Source organism: Phytoactinopolyspora halophila (assembly GCF_003287285.1).
Classification (GTDB): domain Bacteria; phylum Actinomycetota; class Actinomycetes; order Jiangellales; family Jiangellaceae; genus Phytoactinopolyspora_A; species Phytoactinopolyspora_A halophila.
Genome location: NZ_QMIG01000002.1, coordinates 448,687 through 471,487 on the forward strand (window position 1 = coordinate 448,687; position 22,801 = coordinate 471,487).

The 22,801-nt window shown below is 65.2% G+C and carries 22 protein-coding genes; 16 read left to right on the top strand and 6 right to left on the bottom strand.

The genetic code is table 11. The features are described 5' to 3' along the window. Positions 1–16: 16 nt before the first annotated feature. The 12 genes from DPM12_RS04570 to DPM12_RS04625 all read left to right on the top strand — a co-directional run bounded on the left by DPM12_RS04570 (position 17) and on the right by DPM12_RS04625 (position 13,215). The gene (locus tag DPM12_RS04570; protein WP_123788230.1) at positions 17–1,063 is read left to right on the top strand and encodes a hypothetical protein; all 1,047 of its coding nucleotides are present in this window, start codon (positions 17–19) and stop codon (positions 1,061–1,063) included. Continuing rightward, positions 1,063–2,562, top strand: a complete 1,500-nt coding sequence (locus DPM12_RS04575) for a peptidoglycan-binding protein (RefSeq protein ID WP_112257059.1) — start codon at positions 1,063–1,065, stop codon at positions 2,560–2,562. The genes DPM12_RS04570 and DPM12_RS04575 overlap by 1 nt, the downstream gene beginning before the upstream one ends. Further along, a complete protein-coding gene (locus tag DPM12_RS04580; protein ID WP_112257060.1) occupies positions 2,549–3,268 on the top strand; it encodes an ABC transporter ATP-binding protein in 720 nt (239 codons plus the stop codon). Before DPM12_RS04575 ends, DPM12_RS04580 begins: the two co-directional genes overlap by 14 nt. Further along, on the top strand, positions 3,265–4,512 hold the full coding sequence (locus DPM12_RS04585) for an ABC transporter permease (RefSeq protein WP_112257061.1): 1,248 nt from the start codon (positions 3,265–3,267) through the stop codon (positions 4,510–4,512). The genes DPM12_RS04580 and DPM12_RS04585 overlap by 4 nt, the downstream gene beginning before the upstream one ends. A gap of 314 nt (positions 4,513–4,826) precedes the next feature. Continuing rightward, a complete protein-coding gene (locus tag DPM12_RS04590; protein WP_112257062.1) occupies positions 4,827–6,113 on the top strand; it encodes a quaternary amine ABC transporter ATP-binding protein in 1,287 nt (428 codons plus the stop codon). Continuing rightward, on the top strand, positions 6,110–7,159 hold the full coding sequence (locus tag DPM12_RS04595) for an ABC transporter permease (RefSeq protein WP_211658426.1): 1,050 nt from the start codon (positions 6,110–6,112) through the stop codon (positions 7,157–7,159). Before DPM12_RS04590 ends, DPM12_RS04595 begins: the two co-directional genes overlap by 4 nt. A gap of 55 nt (positions 7,160–7,214) precedes the next feature. Next, positions 7,215–8,291 carry a glycine betaine ABC transporter substrate-binding protein gene (locus tag DPM12_RS04600; protein WP_112257063.1) on the top strand — a complete coding sequence of 359 codons (1,077 nt, stop codon included), beginning with the start codon at positions 7,215–7,217 and terminating at the stop codon, positions 8,289–8,291. Positions 8,292–8,452: 161 nt separating this feature from the next. Further along, positions 8,453–9,028, top strand: coding sequence for a dCTP deaminase (gene dcd, locus DPM12_RS04605; RefSeq protein ID WP_112257064.1), 576 nt, complete (start codon positions 8,453–8,455; stop codon positions 9,026–9,028). 75 nt (positions 9,029–9,103) lie between these two features. After that, positions 9,104–11,368: a (Fe-S)-binding protein gene (locus DPM12_RS04610; RefSeq protein WP_112257065.1), complete on the top strand. Its 2,265-nt coding sequence runs from the start codon at positions 9,104–9,106 to the stop codon at positions 11,366–11,368. A gap of 155 nt (positions 11,369–11,523) precedes the next feature. Continuing rightward, positions 11,524–12,051 carry a toxin-antitoxin system HicB family antitoxin gene (locus DPM12_RS04615; protein ID WP_112257066.1) on the top strand — a complete coding sequence of 176 codons (528 nt, stop codon included), beginning with the start codon at positions 11,524–11,526 and terminating at the stop codon, positions 12,049–12,051. A gap of 27 nt (positions 12,052–12,078) precedes the next feature. Further along, positions 12,079–12,942, top strand: a complete 864-nt coding sequence (locus DPM12_RS04620) for a DUF4097 family beta strand repeat-containing protein (protein ID WP_112257067.1) — start codon at positions 12,079–12,081, stop codon at positions 12,940–12,942. Between the two features lie 30 nt (positions 12,943–12,972). Continuing rightward, positions 12,973–13,215: a hypothetical protein gene (locus DPM12_RS04625; RefSeq protein ID WP_112257068.1), complete on the top strand. Its 243-nt coding sequence runs from the start codon at positions 12,973–12,975 to the stop codon at positions 13,213–13,215. Here the strand turns inward: DPM12_RS04625 and DPM12_RS04630 are convergent. The 3 genes from DPM12_RS04630 to DPM12_RS04640 all read right to left on the bottom strand — a co-directional run bounded on the left by DPM12_RS04630 (position 13,210) and on the right by DPM12_RS04640 (position 17,201). Then, complete coding sequence (locus DPM12_RS04630; protein WP_158542739.1) at positions 13,210–14,193, bottom strand: YihY/virulence factor BrkB family protein; 984 nt, start codon at positions 14,191–14,193, stop codon at positions 13,210–13,212. The genes DPM12_RS04625 and DPM12_RS04630 overlap by 6 nt on opposite strands. A gap of 212 nt (positions 14,194–14,405) precedes the next feature. Continuing rightward, entirely contained in the window at positions 14,406–14,990 is a 585-nt protein-coding gene (locus tag DPM12_RS04635; RefSeq protein WP_112257070.1) for a hypothetical protein, read from the bottom strand. Positions 14,991–15,080: 90 nt separating this feature from the next. Beyond that, the gene (locus DPM12_RS04640) at positions 15,081–17,201 is read right to left on the bottom strand and encodes a S9 family peptidase (protein WP_112257161.1); all 2,121 of its coding nucleotides are present in this window, start codon (positions 17,199–17,201) and stop codon (positions 15,081–15,083) included. 71 nt (positions 17,202–17,272) lie between these two features. On the opposite strand from DPM12_RS04640, the gene DPM12_RS04645 reads away from it, so the two are divergent. The 3 genes from DPM12_RS04645 (at position 17,273) to DPM12_RS04655 (ending at position 19,301) form a co-directional block, all read left to right on the top strand. Continuing rightward, positions 17,273–17,626 (top strand): GntR family transcriptional regulator, encoded by a 354-nt coding sequence (locus DPM12_RS04645; RefSeq protein ID WP_112257071.1) that lies wholly within the window; start codon positions 17,273–17,275, stop codon positions 17,624–17,626. Between the two features lie 47 nt (positions 17,627–17,673). Next, entirely contained in the window at positions 17,674–18,621 is a 948-nt protein-coding gene (locus DPM12_RS04650; RefSeq protein WP_158542741.1) for a DUF1648 domain-containing protein, read from the top strand. A 71-nt stretch (positions 18,622–18,692) separates the two neighbouring features. Next, complete coding sequence (locus DPM12_RS04655) at positions 18,693–19,301, top strand: GNAT family N-acetyltransferase (RefSeq protein ID WP_112257162.1); 609 nt, start codon at positions 18,693–18,695, stop codon at positions 19,299–19,301. On the opposite strand, the gene DPM12_RS04660 is transcribed toward DPM12_RS04655, so the two are convergent. The 3 genes from DPM12_RS04660 to fbaA form a co-directional block, all read right to left on the bottom strand. Beyond that, positions 19,281–20,567, bottom strand: coding sequence for an adenylosuccinate synthase (locus DPM12_RS04660; protein WP_112257073.1), 1,287 nt, complete (start codon positions 20,565–20,567; stop codon positions 19,281–19,283). The two genes, DPM12_RS04655 and DPM12_RS04660, sit on opposite strands and share 21 nt — an antisense overlap. Before the next feature lie 257 nt (positions 20,568–20,824). Next, positions 20,825–21,235, bottom strand: coding sequence for a DUF3151 domain-containing protein (locus tag DPM12_RS04665; RefSeq protein WP_112257074.1), 411 nt, complete (start codon positions 21,233–21,235; stop codon positions 20,825–20,827). Then, entirely contained in the window at positions 21,235–22,257 is a 1,023-nt protein-coding gene (gene fbaA, locus DPM12_RS04670; RefSeq protein WP_112257075.1) for a class II fructose-bisphosphate aldolase, read from the bottom strand. Before fbaA ends, DPM12_RS04665 begins: the two co-directional genes overlap by 1 nt. Before the next feature lie 267 nt (positions 22,258–22,524). Between fbaA and DPM12_RS04675 the strand changes: the two genes are divergently transcribed. Next, a complete protein-coding gene (locus DPM12_RS04675) occupies positions 22,525–22,794 on the top strand; it encodes an HPr family phosphocarrier protein (protein WP_112257076.1) in 270 nt (89 codons plus the stop codon). Positions 22,795–22,801 lie beyond the last annotated feature (7 nt).

The following is a 22,801-nucleotide window of genomic DNA, read 5'->3' on the forward strand; positions in this document are numbered from 1 at the left end:
GACGATGTGGGCAAGCATGGGGGCTGTCGCCCTCGTCCTCACGGCGTGTTCCGACGACTCCGACGACACGGCGGCCAGCAGCTCGAGCGACGAGCAGAGCCCTCTGGAAGAGTACATGGGCGGCATGTATTCGTCGGGTTTCGGCAATCGGGCCGTATCATCCGTCGGCAGCGAAGACCGGGAGATGTCCGAGGAGGAACGGCAGAACTTCCAGCGGTTCGAGGAACTCGTTGCCGAGTGCATGCAGGAGGAGGGCTTCGAGTACGTGCCGAGGTCGGCGGACGATCTGGAGTCCGCCAACTCGGAGTTCGAGGAGGCCTTTGCACTCGAACCGGAGGAGTTCGCCGAAGAGTATGGATATGGCTTCACGACGCTCATGGCCGGAAACGAGGAGGAGCCCGCGGATCCGAACGAAGAGATCCGCGAGGACATGTCCGAGACCGAACGTGAGGCCTACGACCGTGCCCTCTGGGGAGATATGACCGGAACCGAGGAGGCTGTCTCGGAGGAGGGCGCCGAGCAAACCGCCCCTCCCGAGCCACCTGCCCCAGAGGATCGGGGATGCCAAGGTCAGGCGTCGGCGGAAGTCTATGAACAGTCGGAGGGCGAGTCCGTCGACATGCGCGATTTCGACGGTCTGATGAGCGACGTCAGCGCGCTACAAGAGCGGATACGGAGCGATCCACGTCTGGAGGATGCGGTATCCGAATGGCAACATTGCATGGCCGACGGCGGCTACCCCGATTTCGAGCATCCTGACGACGCCGAGCAGTCGGTTCTGCAGCGGATGAACGAGCTGTACACGGCTAGCCAAGAGGGTGAAGACGGCGGTAGCTCGGGGATGATGACAAATCCCTTCGACGAGCTCGACCAGGAAGAACTCGCCGAGATTCAAGAGTACGAGGTCGATGTGGCGACCGTTGACTACGCCTGCCAGCAAGAGCATTACCTGGAGACGTACCGTGAGGTTGCTTTCGAGATGGAAGAGGAGTTCGTCGAGCAGCACAAGGAAGAGCTCGAGCAATTCCGTGACGAAGTCGTCCAACGCGGCGGACAGGGCTGATGCACGCGCGCACACGAACGCTGCTGGTCGTGATCACCGTAGCCGTCGGGGCGCTTGTCGCCGGCGTATACGCCGGTACGCGAATAACCTCACCGGCGGACGCCGCAGCAGAAGCGGAGCCACCGCAGGCTTCTGAGGTCACCGTACCGGTCGAGTCCCGCACCTTGGAGAGTGAGGTGGTGACACGAGGAGATGCCTCATATACGGGTGCCGTGGACGTCGAGCTCGAGTTCACCGGCACCGAGAGCGCTCCCGTGGTCACCGGGCACGTTCCCGAGGTCGGCGACGAAGCTGATGCCGGCGATGTGCTTCTCGAGGTCATCGGCCGGCCGGTGATCGCCCTGCCCGGCGATCTTCCCATGTACCGATCGCTGCAACCCGGCATGAGCGGTCCGGACGTCGAGCAGCTGGAGGAGGCGCTCCAGGAACTCGGCTTCGATCCCGGGTCGGTGGACGAAACCTACACGGCCGCGACGGGCCGGGCCGTCGCGGCCCTGTTCGAAGACGCCGGGTACGAGCCCCCTGCCGTCGATCCGGAGGTGCAGGCGGAGCTCGAATCTGCCGAGGAAGCGGTACGCCAGGCTGAAGACGAGGTAGCCAATGCCGAGGCAGCTCTCGCCGAGGCATCCAGCGGGCCCAGCAAGTCCGAGAAGATCTCCGCCCAGAACGACGTCGACAAGGCCGAACGCGCTCTCGAACAGGCACGCGAGCAGGGCGACGACGAGGCGATCGCGGACGCCCAGGCACAGCTCGACCTCGCGCAGGCACGACTGGAGGAGTTGCTCGAAGGCCCGGATACGTCCGCCGAAGAGGACGCCCTGGAAAATGCGAAGCAGCGGCTCGCCGAAGCGCGAGAGGAACGGGATGCTGCGGCCGTTGCAGCCAGCACGCCGCTGCCTTCCTCGGAGGCGGCCTTTGTCCCCACGTTCCCGCGGCGCATCGATGAGGTGAACGTGGAGCGTGGTGGCACCGTCGACGGCCCGGTGATGTCGATCAGCGGTGCCGATCTGGTCGTCAACGCCTCGGTCGATGCCACCGCGCGCGAGCTCATCAGCAAGGAGGACGAGGCCATCCTCGAACTTCCAACCGGCGAGAATGTGACTGCGACGATCACCAAGATCGGGGAATCCGACGACGAGGAGAGTGACGAGTTCCGCGTCGTCCTCACTCCTGACGAGCTCACCGACGAGCACGTTGAGGTCCTCCGCTCGGCCAACGTGCGAGTGACGATCCCGGTGGAGAGCACGGACGGAGAGGTCCTGGCGGTACCTCTCGCAGCGCTGACCACGGGGCCCGACGAAGAGGCACGCATCGAGGTCCAGCGACCGGACGCCGAGGACGACGAACCAGCCACCGAGCTGGTGGAGGTCGAGGTCGGATTGACCACGGACGGCTACGCCGAGGTCACCCCCGTGGATGGCGAGCTAGCGGAAAACGACCTCGTCATTGTCGGCCAGGAGAATGACGCCGAGGCGGATGACACCGATGACGACGGCTGAACTGCAGGTCGTCCACGATGCAGACACCGAGGTTCCCGTCGTTGAGATGAAGGGAATCGGCCGCACGTTTCCCGGTCCACCCGAGGTCCGGGCCGTCGAGAACGTCGATCTCACCATCTCTCCGGGCGAATACCTCTCCATCGTCGGCACGTCCGGTTCGGGCAAGTCGACCCTGCTGCATCTGCTGGGGCTCCTCGACCGTCCGACGGCGGGCACGTACGTGCTGGACGGCGTCGACGTCAGCACGCTGTCCGAACGCCGGCGGTCGCGCCTGCGTGGCGAGCGAATCGGTTTCGTCTTCCAAGCCTTCCATTTGCTCGCCCACCGTAATGTCGTGGAGAACGTCGCGCTGTCCATGCTCTACCAGCGGGTGTCCCGGCGCGAACGGTTCGAACGCTCCCGCGCCACCTTGGATCGGGTGGGTCTGGGGCATCGCGTCGACGCGGATCCCGCCACGCTGTCCGGGGGAGAACGCCAGCGGGCCGCAATCGCCCGTGCGCTGGTCGCCGAGCCCAGCCTGCTGCTCGCCGACGAACCGACAGGCAACCTCGACTCCTCGAATGCCGAGGCCGTGCTGGACATCTTCGGCAAGCTACACGCTGAGGGGTTGACCCTCGCCGTGGTCACTCACGACGACGACGTCAGCAAACGAGCCCAGCGGCGCGTACGCATCACTGACGGGACCTTGAGCGAAGAGAAGCGATGAAACGACCCGTGATCAGACGGCGCGATCGTCCCGCGAGGCGATTGTCGATCAGAGACCTGCTCGGGGAGGCCCTGGCCGGGGTGACGGCCCGGCCGTCCCGGCTCGCGTTGACCACCCTCGGCACGGTCGTGGGCATCGCCGCGCTGGTGTCCACGATCGGTCTGGGCCAGACGGCTTCGGGCCAGATATCGGAACGCTTCGACGCCGCGTCGGCCACCCGCGTCGTCGTCGAACCCGGCGAGCGTGACGGGCCCGACGGCGCCGTCCAGGCGGTCCAGCTTCCCGGGGACGCCGCCGAGCGTGTCAACCGGCTGGCTGGAACCGCGGCCGCCGGTACGTTCGCTCGGGTCGACGTCGGTGGCGACCGGGTACGCGGCGTTCCCGTCAGCGATCCTTCCGGCTCCATCGAGCACGACATCCCGACGGTCGCCGCCTCAGCCGGGCTTTTCGACGCCGTCAACGCCATGATCGCCGACGGGCGCGTATTCGACGACGGGCACGACGAGCGCGGCGACGCCGTCGTCGTTCTCGGCAAGTACGCTGCAGAACGGCTCGGAATCTCCCGGGTCGACACCCAGCCGTCGATCTTCATCGGTGAGCGCTCCTTCACCGTCGTTGGAATCCTCGATTCGGTCAGCGCCCGGGCAGAACTGCTCGACGCCGCGATCATGCCGATGGGGACCGCAGCTGCGGTCTACGGGACGGGGGCGCCGAACGCCGTCGAGATCCGCACCGAGATGGGTGCGGCCCAGCTCATCGGGGAGCAAGCGCCGCTCGCCGTCTTGCCCAATAATCCGGATCTCTTGAGCGTCGACGTGCCACCACCCCCCGGTTCGTTACGCGAGGACGTCTCGACGGATATCAACGCGGTCTTCCTCGCTCTCGGCGGTCTCGCACTCCTGGTGGGCGGCCTGGGTATCGCGACCGTCACCCTGCTGTCCGTGTTGGAGCGCACGTCCGAAATCGGCCTCCGGCGTGCGGTTGGTGCCACCCGCACGCACGTCGCGGGCCAGTTCGTCGTCGAGAGCGTGATCATCGGCTTTCTCGGCGGGCTAATCGGTGCCGCCGCCGGCGTGCTCGCTACCGTGGGCGTCTCGGCAGTTCGGGACTGGACCCCGTTGCTCGACTATCGTCTCGCGATCGTCGCGCCTCTCCTGGGAGCGATGATCGGGCTGGTGGCCGGCACGTATCCGGCGTGGCGAGCAGCACGAGTAGAGCCCATTACCGCATTACGGACCAGCTAGTCCGCGAACTGAGACAACTGGTTGCGATCTCGTCTCGATCGCCGCACATTGCGGCGACCTGACGCATGGGAGTGTGCAGGTTGCCTCAACCTTCGATAGCGTAGCGAATTGGACCAGGACAAGGGTGGGGTCTACCCACTGGTCATGTGGAGGCACGAGACGGCTGCACCGACGCTGTGGTCGACGAGCCGTCGAGACCCCATCTGCGTTGAGAGTCGCGTGGCTCACTGGCGGCCGTAGAAGGCGGCGCCTGAGAGACAGCCCGCCCGGTACCCGGTGCGTCGCGTGGCCGACGAAACGGGAGAGGTGAGGTTTTGGCCGCGGTACGCGCGGAAGGACTCTATAAGGTCTTTGGTCGCAAGGCAGACCTCGCGGTGCAACAGCTCAAACAGGGCGCGAGCCGTGAGGAGGTAGCCAAGCTCGGCGTAACGCCAGCCGTGATCGACGCAAGTTTCGAAGTAGAACCGGGTGAGATTTTCGTCGTCATGGGCCTGTCCGGCTCTGGCAAGTCCACCCTCATCCGAATGTTGAACGGGTTGTGGCACGCAACCGACGGCCACATCTACGTCGATGGCACCGACATCGTGAATGCCCACGGTGCGGAGCTCCGGCAGATGCGCAAGGAGAAGATCAGCATGGTCTTCCAGCACTTCGCCCTTCTGCCGCACCTCACCGTGGCGGAGAACGCCGCGTATGCGCTCGACATCCAGGGCATGCCGAAGGAGGAGCGGTTTGCCCGCGCCGAGGAGGCTCTGGAGATGGTCGGGCTTGGCGGCTGGGGCGACAGGTTCCCCGTGCAACTCTCCGGTGGGATGAAGCAGCGGGTCGGTCTGGCCCGGGCGCTGGCGGCCGGGAGCGAGATCATGCTCATGGACGAGGCCTTCTCGGCACTCGATCCACTGATCAAACGTGAAATGCAAGAGCAGCTACTCCAGCTGCAGAGCTCGCTGAACAAGACGATCGTGTTCATCACGCACGACCTCAACGAGGCGATGCGCCTTGGCGATCGAATCGCGGTCATGCGTGACGGGCGCATCGTCCAGATCGGCACGGCCGAGGAAGTCCTCAACGATCCCGCGAACGACTACGTCGCCCAGTTCGTCGCCGATGTCGACCGCACTCGCGTGCTCACCGCGTCCAGCATCATGGAACCCGCACAGTTCGTGGTGAACGCCGACTCCGGCCCGCGCGAAGCGCAGTACACGATGCGGGAAAAGCAGATGGTCGCCGCCTTCGCCGTGGGGCGGCGCGGCGACAAGCTACACGGTGTCGTCCACGACCAGGACGTGGTATCGGCCGTCAGACGCGGCGACAAGAGTCTGGAGGGAATCATCGATACCGACGTCGGGGCCGTCCACCAGGACACCTACCTCGTCGATCTGTTCGCACCCTCGGCGGAGAACCCGCTGCCGCTTCCCGTCATCGACGACGAGAAACGCCTCGTCGGAGTCGTTCCGCGGGTGACGCTCCTGTCGGCGATGGCCAGCATCGCCGACGTCGTACACACGGCAGATTCCCCGGCACAGGACGCGGCAACGACCGGCGTCACCAGGGGCTTCGGAACCGAAGCTTCGAACGCCGGGCAAGGGGGTGACGCATGATTCTCGCCCAATCCGAGGGGTTCGACCCTCTGAATCCCCGCATCGAGATCGGGCAATGGGCCGACGACCTCGTCAGCTGGTTCGAGGACACCTTCAAGCCCGTCCTCGATCTCATCAGTGACGGTCTTGGTGGCGCCTACGATGGCTTGAGCAACGCACTGCGTGAGCCTTCGGTCATTCTGATCGTCCTCCTATTCGGGCTGATCGGACTGCTGTTCTGGGAACGGTTCCCTCCGCTGCGAGCACTGTCGATGTCTTTCGTGGTCGTGCCGATCGTGCTCGGCGGCGCAGCCGGCTGGGGGGTCCACGCCCTGGGCGAGGAGCTCGAATCACAATTCCTCGCCCTGCTCATCGTCTTTGCCTTGATCGGATGGCTGGTACGATCGTGGGCCTTCGGCATCTTCAGTGCGGTCGCCTTCTATGTCGTTGCCGGGATGGACGAATGGGACCGCGCGATGGAGACGCTGTCCCTCGTACTCATCTCGGTGATCATCGCTACGCTGATCGGGGTGCCGCTGGGCATCTTGGCCGCGAAGTCGCAAGTGGTGAGCAACGCCATCCGGCCCGTGCTCGACTTCATGCAGACGATGCCGGCGATGGTGTACCTGATTCCCACACTCTTCGCGTTCGGCATCGGCGTGGTGCCGGGAATGATCTCCACCATCGTCTTCGCCATGCCCCCGGGCGTCCGGCTCACCGAGCACGGCATCCGGAATGTCGATACCGAGGTGGTCGAGGCCGGCCAGGCATTCGGATCGCCACCCCTGCGTATCCTGCGCCAGATCCAGCTACCGCTGGCATTGCCGACCATCATGGCGGGCATCAACCAGGTGATCATGCTGGCGCTGTCGATGGTCGTGCTGGCTGCCATGGTCGGAGCGGCGGGCCTTGGGCTCGAAGTCGTTCGCGGCCTGCAGGGCTTGCAGATTCCGCGCGGCGCCGAGGCCGGACTCGCCGTCGTCGTGCTGGCGATCTTCCTCGATCGTATCGTTGCTGCGCTCGCGGACCGCGCACCCGTGGTCCGGGCCAGCCGGGTTCGGGACTGATCCCAGTGCCGAACGGTCTTGTAACCGAAAGAAGAAGTTAGGAAAGGAAGAGGACATGCGAAGGTCCAAGCTCACCGCGCTTGCCGCAGGCATCGTCGCGGGCGGGCTCGTTCTCGCTGCGTGCGGCGATGACGAATCTGACGAAGCCACGACGGATGACAACGGGTCGCAGAACGGCGAAGAAAACGGCGAAGAAAACGGCGAAGACACCGGAGCATCGGGTGATGTCGAGCTCATCGGCGACGTCGAGGCGACCGAGTGCGATCCGACCGCTGAGGCCGCTCCCATCCCGGACCCCGAGGGCACCGGTGAAGATGAAACCGAGATCACCATCGGGATCTTCAGCGGTTGGGACGAGAACTACGTCGTCTACGAGCTGGCCAAGGCGGCCCTGGAGGAGCAGGGCTACACGGTCAACGAGCTCGAGGCCGAGGCGGGCCCGGTCTACACCGGTGTTGCCGACGGTGACCTCGACCTGTTGATGGATGCCTGGCTGCCGGGTACCCATGGCGACGAGTACATCGACGTCGACGGTTCGGGTGCTCAGCTCGGCCATGATCTGGAGAACCTGGGTTGCTGGTTCGACGAGGGCTACCTCACCATCGCGGTCAACGAGGACTCCCCGGCCCAGTCCCTGGACGAGCTCGCTGACTACGCCGACGAGTACGGCGCGACCATCGTCGGTATCGATCCCGGCGCCGGTCTGACCCGCACCACGGAGGAAGAGGTCATCCCGACCTACGGGCTCGAAGACTGGGAGTTCCCCACCTCTTCCAGCGGCGCCATGCTCGCCGAGCTGGAGTCCGCCATGGACGAGGGCGAGAACATCGTCGTCACGCTGTGGCACCCGCACTGGGCCTACGCCGCGTACGACATCCGGGACCTCGAAGACCCCGAAGGAACCCTGGGTGAGGCCGAGCGGCTGTTCAACCTGGGCCGGACCGGCTTCAGCGAGGACTACCCGAACGCGGCGCAGCTCATGAAGAACCTGCACCTGACGAACGAGCAGCTACTCGAGATCGAGGACCTCCTCGTCGTCGAGTACGACCGCGAGCAGAACGAGCAGGCCGTTCAGGAGTGGCTCGACGACAACCCCGAGTTCCTCGAGGACTGGCGTCAGGGCAACCTGTAAGGCACGCCGGTCTGGCTGCCACCGAAGCGTGGTAGCGAATGACGAAAAGTCGGCCGCCGTCCGGTAAAGCTTCCGGGCGGCGGCCGACGTCGTTTCCGAGAGGAAGAGGCGAGTGTCCGAGCTGGTGCCCACGCGCCGCTGGTTTTCGGTATCTTCCCACCATGTTGCTTTCTGACCGCGACATCAGGGCCGCTGTCGAGACCGGCCGTGTGGTGCTCGAGCCCTACGAACCGCACATGGTCCAGCCGTCCAGCATCGATATCCGCCTCGACCGGCACTTTCGTGTCTTCGAAAACCACCGGTATCCACATATCGATCCCGCCGAGGAACAGCCCGAGCTCACTCGGCTGATCGAGACCCAGAGCGACGAACCGTTCATCCTGCATCCCGGTGAATTCGTGCTCGCGTCGACATTGGAACTCGTCACGCTGGCCAACGATGTCGCCGCCCGTCTTGAGGGCAAGTCCTCACTGGGGCGTCTGGGATTGCTCACCCATTCGACAGCGGGGTTCATCGACCCAGGGTTCAGCGGCCACGTCACGTTGGAGCTCTCGAACGTAGCCACCCTTCCGATGAAACTCTGGCCCGGCATGAAGATCGGCCAGCTGTGTTTCTTCGCTCTGAGCAGCCCTGCTGACGAGCCGTACGGCTCGGCCCGGTACGGTTCGCGGTATCAGGATCAACGAGGCCCGACTCCGAGTCGATCTTACGTGAACTTCCACCGGAATGGCACCTAAGTTACTCGCGAGTAGGCTAGTCTCGGGTCGGTAAGAAATCCGTCCCGCATCTGGGCACGGAAGGAGCCTGGCGCCATGCAGTACGTCGCCGTTGCCGTATCGCTCGGTGTCACCGCATTCGCGTTGGTGGTGTTGACCGACGCGATCGTACGAATAGTCCGTGTCGTTCGACTGGGACAGCCCGACCGCACCCGCACCGACCATCCGCGCCAGCGCGCGGCCACCTTGCTACGCGAGTTCCTCGGGCACAACCGCATGCTCAAGCGACCTGTCGTCGCGGTGGCGCACTGGTTCGTCATGATCGGATTCGGTGCCCTGGTCTTCACCCTGCTGACGGCATACGGCCAGCTCTTCGACGCGGAGTTCGCCCTGCCACTCATCGGCCACTGGCATCCGTTCGAGTGGCTCATGGAAGCCATCGCGTGGCTGACACTCCTGGGCATCCTGACCTTGACCGTGATTCGCCAGATCAGTCACCCGCGCGCCCACGGCCGCGGATCTCGATTCTTCGGCTCCTCGTTCTGGCAGGCCTACTACGTCGAGTTCACCATCGCCGCGATCGCGGTCACCATCCTGCTGATCCGGGGTCTGGAGTCTCGCCTGGTCGGCGACGCCTCGTTGTTCCCGCTGACCGCGTTCATCGGTGACGCCGTCTCCGGAGTGGCGACCTCCACGATCGAGATGGCCGTGCACATCATCGCCGCGGTGAAGATCACAATCTCGTGGCTGTTCTTCATCGTCATCTCCTGGCACCTCACCATGGGTGTCGCCTGGCACCGCGGCCTGGCCTTCTTCAACATCTTCTTCAAGCGCCACGCCGACGGCGCACCCGCGCTCGGCGCCGCGAAGCCGCTCACCGTCAACGGCGAGCCCGTCGACTTCGAGAACATCGACGACCTCGACGAGGACGCGAGCCTCGGCGCCGGTCAGGTCGAGGACTTCTCCTGGAAGGGCATGCTCGACTTCTCCACCTGCACCGAGTGCGGCAGGTGCCAGTCGCAATGCCCGGCGTGGCACACCGACAAACCGTTGTCACCCAAGCTGCTCGTGATGCAGTTGCGCGACCACGCCTTCGCCAAGGCCCCCTATCTGCTGGCCGGTGGCGGCACGGACATGATGGGCAATGAGCAGGCCACGGCCGAACAGCTAGCGGATGTGCCGGCCGATGCGCGCGCCGAGGCCGAACGCCCCCTCGTCGGCTCCACGGACGGTGACCCTGCACGGCCGGACGGCGGGGCCGTTATCGATCCTGACGTGCTCTGGTCGTGCACCATGTGCGGTGCGTGTGTGGAACAGTGCCCGGTCGACATCGAGCACGTCGATCACATCCTTGATCTCCGGCGGTATCAGACACTCATCGAGACCGAGTTCCCCAGCGAACTCAACGGCTTGTTCAAGAACCTCGAGAAGTCCGGCAATCCGTGGGGAATGACGGGTTCCAAGCGGATGGAATGGGCCAAGGACCTCCCGTTCGACGTCAGAGTGGTCGGTGGCCCCAACGACGACGATCCGTCCTCGCTCGACGAAGTCGACTGGCTCTTCTGGGTCGGCTGTGCCGGGGCCTTCGACGATCGTGCCAAGAAGACAACGCAGGCGGTGGCCGAGCTCCTGCACATGGCGGGTGTCTCGTTCGCCGTGCTCGGCGATGGCGAGACCTGCACCGGCGACCCCGCCCGGCGCTCCGGTAACGAGTTCCTCTATCAGCAGCTGGCCCTGCAGAACGTCGAGGTGCTCCGCGAAGCCGAGGCCGTACGGGTCGTCTCCACGTGCGCGCATTGTTTCAACACGCTGAAGAACGAGTACGAACAGCTCGGTCTGAAGCTCGAGGTCGTCCACCACACGCAACTTCTGAACCGGCTCGTCCGCGACGGCAAGCTCACCCCCGTGGCCCCGCCGGACGGCGAGGTCGCCGGCCGTCCCGTCACGTACCACGATCCCTGCTATCTCGGACGCCACAACAAGGTCTACGAGCCTCCGCGGGAGCTCGTCGGCGCGCTGCCCGGCGTGGAGTACCGGGAGATGCCGCGCAGCGGCTCCACGTCGTTCTGCTGCGGCGCCGGAGGTGCGCGCATGTGGATGGAGGAACGGATCGGCAAGCGCATCAATGGCGATCGCACCGAGGAGGCCCTGGCAACGCTGGATAGCTCCGGAGACAGCGCCGAGTCCGGCCAGGATGGCGCCTCCGGCTCCATCGCGATCGGATGCCCCTTCTGCCGCGTGATGCTCTCCGACGGACTCACCCAGGCCCAATCCGACGGCCGGGGAACGAACGTCGACGTCGTCGACGTAGCTCAGCTCCTGCTCGACGGCGTAAAGCGCTCCTCGACCGCGGACGAGTAGCGCCATGTGGCGCCATGACGACGCCACCGTGTCGTCATGGAAAGTGCCGCGGCAGATGCATCGATAGCGGGTCAATCCGACTATCCGAGCACTATAGCGCCTAGTGGCGGCATCATGCGATTGAAATGACGCCACCATGATGTCATAGTGGCGTCATGGACCTTACGCCCTACGTCTCAGCACTCCGCAGTTCCCTCACAGCTGCGGGACAGACCGCCTCCGACGACGTCCGCGAGGCCGCCGATCGGCTGTCTTACGCCGTCGAACCGTCCCTGCGGCTCACGATGATCGAGGCGTTCAGCGACGCTGCCAGCGAGATCACCGCGCAGCTCGAGGGTGTCGCCGTCGATGTCCGGATGCGCGGTGGCAACCCCGAGTTCGTCGCCACGGACACGCGCACCGAAGCGGATCTGGGGCCGCCCGAAGCGCCAGCGCCGCCCACGCCGCCGTCCCCACCAGGATCGGAATCCGACGAGTCCGTCTCCCGGATCTCGCTGCGCCTACCGGAGAGTCTCAAGGCCCGAGTCGAGGAGGCCGCCGCCGCAGAGGGCATGTCGGTCAACGCATGGATGGTGCGCGCCATCGGGCAGACGTTGGACGGCCCGCAATCCGGAGTCCACATCAGCCCGCAGTCCGGAGTCCACATCAATCTCGGCCGCCGCATGTCCGGCTGGGTCCGGTGAGCGTTCGCAGACAACCAGGAGGAGCACATGTCGCCGCATATGTATCCGCGCAGCATTCCTATCCACCAGCCGATCAAACTCACCCTCCGCACCCGCACCGGCACCATCCGGGTCGTCGCTGAGGATGTCAGCGAGGCAGTCGTCGACCTGCAACCCAGCAATCCCGACGACTCAGACGCCCGCGCGATGATCGAACGAGCGCTGGTCGACCTGACGGGAGATGTTCTCGAGGTCGACGTCTCGCGCCGCGGAACCGGTCCGAGCCTGCTTCCGGACCCACCGATCGACGTGCGGATCACGGTACCGCGCAAGAGCACGGCCAGCATCACCACGGGATCGGCCGACGTCACGGTGGCAGGCGATCTGGAGAGGGTCTCCGCCAAGACCGGCTCCGGTGCTGTCGACGCGGCCTACTGCACCGCCCTGTCGGCGACGACCGGTAGCGGCCACATCCAGGTGAGCGACTGCGGCACCGTCGAGGCTCGTACCGGCACCGGTGCCGTCGAGGTCGTGCGCTGCACCGGACAGGCCGAACTCGAGTCCGCATCCGGCAACATCGACGTCGACGATCTCAACGAGGACGCCACGGTCAAGACGGCGTCCGGCAACATCGAGATTGGCTCCGTCTCGTCGCATGTCACGCTGACCACCGCCTCTGGAGACATCCGGATCCACCGCGCGGTACAGGGCACCGTCGGCGCGAAGGTGGCCTCCGGCGACGTCGCCGTCGGAGTCGCCAGCGGCACCGCGGCGAAGCTGGACTGCTCGTCGCTCACCGGACGGCTCGAATCCCAGCTCGACGAGATCGCATCCCCCGCCGACTCGGACCGGACCCTCACGATCTCCGCGAGATCGGTGAGCGGCGCGATCACCATCACGCGGGCCCGCTGACCCCGGCCCCCACAACGTCTGGAGTATGCCATGCTCGACGAGCAATACCAGATCATCCATCGACACCGAGCCACCGAGCTCGAAAGGGCAGCCGCCCACCATCGGGCCCTCGCCCCTGTCCGCCGCCGGCACCGACGGACCCGTATCGCCGCACGACGTGCGTGGTGGTTGGAACGCGGCGCCACGATCTTCGCCGCCTGCTCCGGTTGGGCGGGACGCCTGGCCACCCAGTTTCACGATCGTGCCGTCACGCGGCGTGCCCAGGGATCATGACCGCATCTTGCGTGCTCTCTCCACGTCGTCGGACTCCTTGGCCGCCGCCTTCTCGCTCGTGCGCGTGTCTCGGGGTGGCAACTGGATCGACTGCTCGGCCTCCATCCCGGCCATGAGCTCGCGGCGGCGTTCGAGTTCTACGTCCAGTTCGGCGCCGAACAACAAAGCGACGTTCGTGATCCACAACCACAGCAGGAAGATGATGACACCGGCCAGCGACCCATACGTGCGGTCGTAGTTGGCGAAGTTGGCCACGTAGAAACCGAAACCTGCCGAGGCAACCGCCCACACCACGAACGCGACCAGGGCGCCCCAGCTGATCCAGCGGAGCCGGGGCTGACGCACGTTCGGCGTCGCGTGGTAGAGGAGAGCGATCACCATGAGGACGAGCACCACCAGCACGGGCCATTTCGCGATGTCCCATACCAGCGTGGTCGTTTCGCCGAGACCGATGGCATCACCCACCGCCCGTGCCAGCGGGCCCGTCACCGTCATGAGAACGGCAGTCACGACGACGAGAAGTACGGCGACAATGGTGATCAGCACCATGACCGGACGCAGCTTCCAGAACGGGCGCCCCTCGGCGATTCCGTAGATCCGGTTCATGGCCCGGCCGAACGCACCGATGTAGCCCGACGCCGCCCACAATGCACCCACCAGGCCGAGGACCAAGCCGAGACCCGCGCCGGGCACCTGGGTGAGCCGCTCGATCGGCCCGTACATGTCCTGCGCCAATTCCGGCGGCATGAACTGGTCCACGAGCTCGAACAGGGCATCCCTTGTCTCGTCCTGCTGCCCGATCAGGGCGGGCAACGAGACGAGTGCGATGACGGCGGGAAAGAACGCCAGCATCGCGTAGTACGTGAGGCCGGCGGCCAGATCGGTACACTGGTCCGCCGAAAACTCCCGCACGGCCCGCCGCACGAAATACCTCGCGGGCACGTCCGACTGCGGCGGGTCCCCCGCATTCTCGGCCATCATTTGCTCCGTCGTGACTCGTCTCCATCACATGCCGCTACCTCTATGGCGCCAACTATGTGCACGATGGTCGTCACCACCGCAAGCAGAATGCAGAAGACGGGATCCGTACGGGACCTGGACATACCAGGGGCCGATGACCGCTCGATCCAGCGCGTCACCGGCCCCGGGAAGAATCCGCCCGAACGAATGTCAGGCCGTGGAACCAGACATCACCGCGTCGACTCCTCATCGCTACCAGATGTGTCACTGGCCGAGGGCGGGGGTGGTGTCTCGCCGGAATCGGCAGGGTTCCGGGATTCATCGCCCTTGAGCTGGCTCTGCGCTTCCTTCAACGCTTCGGAGCCACCTGCTGCCTGGAAGGCCATGAAGGCCGCGTAGCCCAGACCGACGCTGAGGATGATGATCAAGAATGCGCCGATGTGCGGACCGAAGCTAATGCCACTTACCTGCAGACCCGAGGGTCCGTAGGTGAGCGAGCGGATGAACTGGATGAGGCCGAACAGCACCGTGAGCCCGGCCAGCCCCGCCGTGACGAGATCGTGTTTGACCTTCACCTGCTCTGCTATGCCGAAGATGCGCAGCGCTTCCCACGTCACCAGGAGCAGAACCAGGACGCCGACCAGGACGCCGATACCGTTCCAACCATTCGCGCTGGCGCTGACGTCGCCAAGCCCTCCCAGATCCGTGCTCGCACGTACCCACGGGAAGAACAGGGCGATGAAAAGCAGTGTCCCCCCAAACAGCGCAATCTGCCGATACAGCGGCAGAGCTCTCACATCGAAGTTGCTAGACACGTAGACTCCCCTCTAAACGTAAGTTCCGGCAATCAACCGGGCCTGGTACATCTATCGAGAAACCGACATTCTTCGCAAGTGGGGTACCACCTATTGATTCGATACCGAATCGATGACGAAGGCCAGGACGAACGCTTCATCGCGCCACGCGTCATAGCGTCCCGACGGGCCGGCATGACCCGCACCCATCTCCGTCTTCAGCACAATGGGCTGGCCACCCGTCGCCGTGGCGCGCAGCCGCGCGACCCATTTCGCGGGCTCGTGGTAGCTGACCCGGGGATCATTGAGGCCCGCAGTTGCCAGGATGGCGGGATACTCGGTGCTGCGGATGTTCTCGTACGGCGCATAAGATTTCATGTACTCGTACACCTCGGCTGAATCCACCGGATTGCCCCATTCGTCCCACTCGATGATGGTCAGCGGCAGTGACGGGTCGAGGATGGTATTCAACGTGTCGACGAACGGCACTTCGCCGACGAGAGCCCGGAAACTCGACGGGGCGATGTTGGCCACCGCACCGATGAGCAATCCTCCCGCGCTTCCGCCGCGCCCGACGAGCTGGTCACGTGTGGTCCAGCCGCGCTGCACCAGATGCTCCGCACAGGCGACGAAGTCCGTGAACGTGTTCTTCTTCGCGAGCAGCTTGCCGTTCTCGTACCACGAACGCCCCATCTCCCCGCCGCCGCGGACATGGGCGACGGCAAAGATGAACCCCCGATCCAGGAGTGACAGCCGGGGAATCGAGAACCACGGATCCGCAGACGTCTCGTAGGAGCCGTATCCGAACAGCACGCACGGCGCCACCCCGTCAACGGCGGTCTCCCGCCGCTTGACCAGCGAGATCGGTATCTGCGTTCCGTCCTTGGCCGTCGCCCATTCGCGGAACGTATGGTACCGCTCCGGATCGAAGTCGCCCAGTACCGGCTGCCGTTTCTGCAGGTCCAGCGCACCAGTGGTGACGTCGTAGTCGTATACGGATCCCGGTGTCCCGAGTGATGTATACACCAGCCGGAACGTCGACGTGTGGAATTCGGGATTGCTGCCCGCGTGTACCGTCCGGACCTCTTCGGCAAAATGGATGTCGTGTCCCGGCTGCGGATCGCCGTCCCGTAAGGGAATGAGATGCAACTCGGTGGCTCCGGACCGGCGCAGGGATACCACGAGATGATCAGCGAAGGCGTCGACGTCAACGATCCGCGTCCCCGGCTGATGCGCGAGCACGGGTGTCCAGGTATCCCGGCTCGGCGCAGCGGCCGGCGCCTTGGCCAGCTCGAAGTCCAGCGCGGCATCGTTGTGCACGATGAAGAACCAGTTCCCCGAGTGGTCCAGGGTGTACTCGACACCTTCCCGCCGCGGCTCGACGACGCTGAATTCGCCCTCCGGGTTGTCCGCCCGCAAGAAGCGGACTTCACTTGTGATCTTGCTCTCCAGGTAAATGAGCACGTATTCCTTGCTGCGGGTAAGGTCCACGCCCGCGTAGAACCGCTCGTCGTCCTCCTGATAAACCAGCTCGTCATGCTCCACAGGCGACCCGAGCCGATGCCGCCAGATCCGATAGGGCCGCATGGCCTCGTCGACCGTCGTGTAGAACAGCGTCGACGCGTCGGCGGACCAGGCAACGCCGTAGTAGGTCCCGGGTATCTCGTCGTGGAGAAGGCGATCCTGCCGGAGATCCTTCACCCGCAGGGTGTATTTCTCGCTGCCGTCGTAATCCGTGGAGAAGGCGAGCAGCCAGCCATCCGGGCTGAGCTCGAACGCTCCGAGCGCGAAATACGACGAGTCGCCGGCGAGCTCGTTTCCGTCAAGCAGCACGTGCTCGTCCGGCACTGGCGGACGGGGCGGCTCCGACGACAGCTCTGATGGCAGCTCCGCAGGCATGGCCGGCCGCGTAGCACTACGACAGTGAATGGGGTACTGCCGACCTTCGACCGTGCGCGTGTAGTACCACCAGTCTCCTAGCCGCACCGGCACCGACAGGTCGGTTTCGAGAGTGCGTTCCTTGATTTCCTCGAAGAGCGCGTCCTGCAACTCCTTGGTGTGGGCCATCACCGCCTCGGTGTAGGCGTTCTCTGCCTCGAGATAGGCAATCGTGTCGGGATCGTCCCGATCCTGAAGCCAGGCATACTCGTCGGTGACGGTGTCCCCGTGCCGGGTGCGAGACCTGGGTACTCGCTTGGCGACAGGCGGCTTCGGGCGCGCGGCTTCGCTCATGTCGCCGACGGTACCGCACCGCACATGGGCCTCGATTGTTCTATTAAGTCTAGAACAATAAGATCAGTAACGTGCTTGTTCGTGTCGACCCGAGCTCGCCAGAGCCACTGTTCGCACAGCTGGCCGCAGCTGTGCGAGGTGCTATCGCGCGTGGTGAGCTCACGGCAGGCCAGCGCCTACCCGGCGCCCGCGATCTCGCAGAATCACTCGGACTCAACATCCACACCGTCCTTCGTGGTTACCAGCTCCTCCGAGACGAGGGCCTGGTGGAGCTTCGGCGTGGCCGAGGAGCCGTGGTGACCGCACAGGCGGGGGATGGTCTCGCCAGACTCCGAGCCACCGTGCACGAGCTCGTCGACCAGGCACAGCGGCTGGGTTTCACCAGCGACGAGCTGACTCACATGATCAGAACGGAGTACCGATGACACCTCCTCGGGCAGAGCCTTCCGGAAAGCGGCCGACCGTCCAGCTGGTGTTAGCCACGGCCCTCCTACCCACCGCCATCGCCAGCATCGGGGCATTACTGATATGGAGCTGGCGCCACGAGCTTCCGTCCCAGGTGGCGGCACACTGGGGTCCGGACGGCGTGACCCGAACCGAACCCGTCGGGGTCACCGCCGGCATCCTCGTCGGCCTGGGCCTGCTGCTCGCGCTCATCGGCCTGGTCTACGTTCTGTCCCGGCACGCTGAGACGAACGGAGCGCGCACCATCGCCGGAACGATGAGCGGGACCACGGCGTTCGTCACGGTTCTGGTCACCGGTCTGGTAGCCGGCCAGCGGGAACTGGCCGACCCGTTCGACGCGTCGATCTCACCGATTCTCGTCATCGGCTCGTTGGGAGCAGGCGTCGCCGTCGCGGCCGTCGCAGCCCTTCTCATTCCTCGGTGGACACACAACTCGCGAATGTCGACGCTAGGCGAAAAGCCAACGGTTCCCCTCGCCGGCTCCGAACGCGCCGCGTGGACCCAGCGCGTGGTCGCCGGAAGTCCCGCCATCGTGGCGCTCCTGCTCGGTGCCGGTCTCATCGCCGCTGTCGCCGTCATCACGACCATCTGGGGACTTCTGATCCCGACCGGGTTGCTCTTCGCCGTCATCGGGGCGATGTACTCGATACGGGTCACCGTCGACGAGCGAGGCTTGAGCGTGCGCAGCGGTATCGGCTGGCCCCGATGGCGGATCCCGCTCGACGACATCCGCTCCGCGAGCGTCGTCCCCGTACGGCCGATCCGGCATTTCGGTGGCTACGGCGTGCGGATCGCCGCGCTGGCGCCGTACCAGGGCACGGTTGGTGTGATCCTTCGTGGCGGTGATGCCGTGCTCGTCGAACGGGACGGTGCGAGCCCGTTCCTCGTCGTGGTCGACGACGCCGACACGGCGGCAGGGCTGATCAATTCCCTGTTGGAGCGCACCCGGGACTGATGTAGCGTTCATTGCGTCCGGCCAGGCCGGTAGCACACGACGAACCGCGAGCACGAGGCGTGATCTTTCAGATGGATGTACGTCCCTACCGCAAGGGTGACGACGACGCGCTGTACGAGGTCTGCTTGAAGACCGGGCCCGGTGGCGAGGACGCGTTCTCCGACCGCAGGCTGCTCGGCGAGATCTACGTCGGGCCGTATCTCGCCTTCGAACCGGATCTCGCATTCGTCGTCGAAGACGACGAGGGCGTCTCGGGGTATGTCCTCGGAGCCAAGGAGACGCGCGCGTTCGAGCAGCGGTGCGAGGCCGAATGGTGGCCCGCGCTACGCCGCCGGTATCCACTCGGCACGTATCCCGACGACGTCACCGAGGCACGCTTCGTCCGCCTGATCCACAATCCGTGGACGGCAGCCGAGGACATCGTGGCCAACTACCCCTCACACCTGCACATCGACCTGCTTCCCCGCACACAGGGCCACGGCATGGGGCGGGTGCTGATGAAACGTCTCCTGGACGCGCTCCGAGACGCCGGCTCGCCCGGCGTCCATCTCGGCGTTGGCGCCAGCAACACCAATGCCATCGGTTTCTACCGCCATCTCGGCTTCACGACACTTCGGGAGTCGTCCACGGCCCTGGTGATGGGCCGTTCGACGAGTACCTCAGCCGATCAGATCGCGTAGCGCGATCACCGAGTCCCGACCCGGGCCGACACCCACGGCGGAGACGGGGGCTCCACACATCTGCTCGACCGCTTCGACGTACCGGCGAGCGGCACCAGGCAAGTCCGCCAGCGAACGAGCGCCGGAGATGTCTCCTTCCCATCCCTCGAAATACTCGTAGATCGGGGTGGCATGGTGAAAGTCCGTCTGTGTCATCGGCATCTCGTCGTGCCGGACGCCGTCGACGTCATAGGCGACACACACCGGGATCCGTTCCCACCCGCTGAGCACGTCGAGCTTGGTCAGCACGAAGTCCGTAGTGCCGTTGATGCGGGCCGCATACCGCCCGACCACCGCATCCAGCCACCCACACCGGCGTGGCCGTCCGGTGGTGACGCCGAACTCGCCGCCCTCCTTGCGCAGCCGGACGCCATCCTCGTCAGTGAGCTCGGTGGGGAACGGCCCTTCACCGACCCGGGTCGTGTAGGCCTTCATGACCGTGATGACCCGATCGATGCGCGTCGGCGGAATTCCCGAACCGGTGCATGCTCCACCGGCTGTGGGGTTGGAGGATGTCACGAACGGGTACGTGCCGTGATCGACGTCGAGCAGGGTTGCCTGGCCCCCCTCGAGCATGACGTTCTGACCTTCATCGAGCGCCTTGGTCAGCAACAGGCTCGTGTCAGCCACCATCGGTCGCAACCGGTCAGCGTAGACGAGCAGCTCGTCGACGATCTCGTCCACCGAGACCGCGCGCCGGTTGTACACCTTGACGAACAGCTGGTTTTTCTGGACCAGCGCTCCTTCGACCTTCTGCCGGAGGATCTTCTCGTCGAAGAGGTCCTGCACCCGCAGTCCAACGCGAGCCATCTTGTCCGCGTACGTCGGCCCGACGCCGCGACCGGTGGTACCGAGCCTCCGGCTGCCGAGGAACCGCTCGACCACCTTGTCGAGGGTCCGGTTATATGGAGGCAGCAGATGAGCGTTGGCGCTGACAACCAGGCTGGACGTGTCGATACCACGCGACTCCAGCGCATTGATCTCTTCGAACAGCACACCCAGGTCGACCACTACGCCATTGCCGATGACCGGAACCACGCCGGGAGTCAAGATTCCGGAAGGCAGCAGGTGCAGCGCGTACGTCTCGTTACCGATCACCACAGTGTGTCCGGCGTTGTTACCGCCGTTGAACTTCACGACGTAGTCGACCGCGCTGCCGAGCAGGTCAGTCGCCTTTCCCTTGCCTTCGTCGCCCCATTGGGCTCCGACGAGAACTATCGCGGGCACGGCGCAGCGTTCCCCCTTCTCACGTGGACATCCGCCGACAGGAGGTTACCCGAGGACCGGAACTCGTGCCCGGTCCGTCCCGAACAGACGAGATCTGCTGCATCATGCTCGGACTTCTGGGCATGATGGCATGCAGGTTGCCGTCGGAATCGTGGCAGGGGGCGACTCCGCCGGTTGATCCCTATCCGATGAGGGCCTCGCGTCACTCATCGTGTCACGAGGCCCTCACCGGCATGTTCCGTTCTCGTTCGCGCCCGCTAGGACAGCGCCGTCACCGCAGTCGGGCTCGAATCGTGGAGGAACTGCGCGCACCGCTCGGCTTCATCGGTCTCGCCGATTGCCTCGGCGGCCCGGCCGAGCGCGTGCAGTGACCGCAGGAATCCTCGGTTCGGTTCGTGCTCCCAGGGCACCGGGCCGTGCCCCTTCCAACCTGCGCCTCGTAACTGGTCGAGGCCGCGGTGATATCCCGTGCGCGCATAGGCATACGAGGTCACGGCATCGCCGGCCTCGAACGCTCGATCCGCCAATGCTGCCCACGCCAGTGACGAGGCCGGATGCGACGCGGCAACCGTGGCCGGATCGACACCCCCGGCGAGTGCCTCGCGTGGTGCCGGGTCGTCCGGCAACAGGGTCTCGGACGGTCCGGCGAAGAGATTGTCGCCGGGCATCAGCGCATCCTCTGCCCAGCAGAACGCAACCACTGCGCGGCGCCCGCGACACGTTCGGCCATGCTCGCCTCGGCCGCCTTGCCCCAGGTCCGGGGATCGTAGGCCTTCTTGTCGCCGACCTCGCCGTCCACCTTCAGCACGCCGTCGTAGTTCGTGAACATGTGCCCGGCAACCGGCCGGGTGAACGCGTACTGGGTGTCGGTGTCGATGTTCATCTTCACCACGCCGTAGTCGACTGCCGCCTGGACCTCTTCTTCCGTCGAGCCGGATCCGCCATGGAAGACGAGGTTGAACGGCTTCTCCTTGCCGTATTTCTCTCCCACGGCCTGCTGGATGTCGCGAAGGATCTCCGGACGCAGCTTGACGTTGCCAGGCTTGTAGACACCGTGGACGTTGCCGAACGTCAACGCCGTCAGGTACGTCCCCTTCTCGCCGGTACCGAGGGCCGCAGCAGTGGCGAGACCATCCTCGACCGTCGTGTAGAGCTTCTCGTTGATCTCGTTGGCAACGCCGTCTTCTTCACCGCCGACGACGCCGACCTCGATCTCCAGCAGCGTCTTCGCCTCGGCGGAGAGTGCCAGCAATTCCTCGGCAAGCTTGAGGTTCTCGTTGAGCGGTACAGCCGAACCGTCCCACATGTGAGAGCCGAACAAGGGGTTCTGGCCCGCCTGCACGCGTTCCTTGGACAGCGCGAGGAGCGGCTTGACCCAGTTCTCCACCGCTTCGACGGGGGCGTGGTCGGTGTGCAGGGCGATCTGCACGTCATAGCTCTTGGCCACCTCATGGGCGAACTCGGCGAACGCGGCCGCCCCGCGAACCCGGTCCTTGATGGTGGGACCCGACAGGTATTCCGCGCCGCCGGTCGAGACTTGGATGATCCCGTCGCTCTCCGCATCCGCGAAGCCCCGCAGTGCGGCATTCAGGGTCTGGGATGAGGATACGTTGATGGCAGGGTAGGCGAACGCGCCAGCCTTGGCGCGACTGATCATCTCCGCGTAGACCTCAGGGGTGGCGATCGGCATCGTTACTCCGTTCCGCGTGGGAGGACAATCCAAGCATTCAGATGGACGACAGTGCGTCTCGACGTCCCACTGCGACGGGGGACGTGCTCTCGTCCCAGAGTATCCCTCGTTACGGGGGTGTTTGCGCAAGTGGGTGCGTTACGCTCGGCCGCCCGCCACGGTCGTCACGCCGCGGGCGACAGAGCCCGCGGACGTGCCAGCGCGAAGAGGGCGGGGCCAGCTCCGGTAAACTTTGAGAAGGATTGCCGGCTCCGCCGAGGAGGCATCGTGCCCGAGCGAAACGTCGTCGTCGCAAGCAAGTCCGGCTTGCACGCCCGTCCCGCGGCCGTATTTGTCAAGGCCGCAGCCGAACAACCGACGAAGGTCACCATCCGCAAGCCCGACGGCGATCCTGTGGATGCGGCAAGCATCCTGTCCATCATGACGCTCGGTGTCGAGCAAGGCGACGAAGTCGTCCTCTCCGCCGAGGGTGACGATGCCGATGTCGCGCTCGACGCGCTCGTCGAACTCCTCGAGAAGGATCTCGACGCGGAGTGACCCCCAC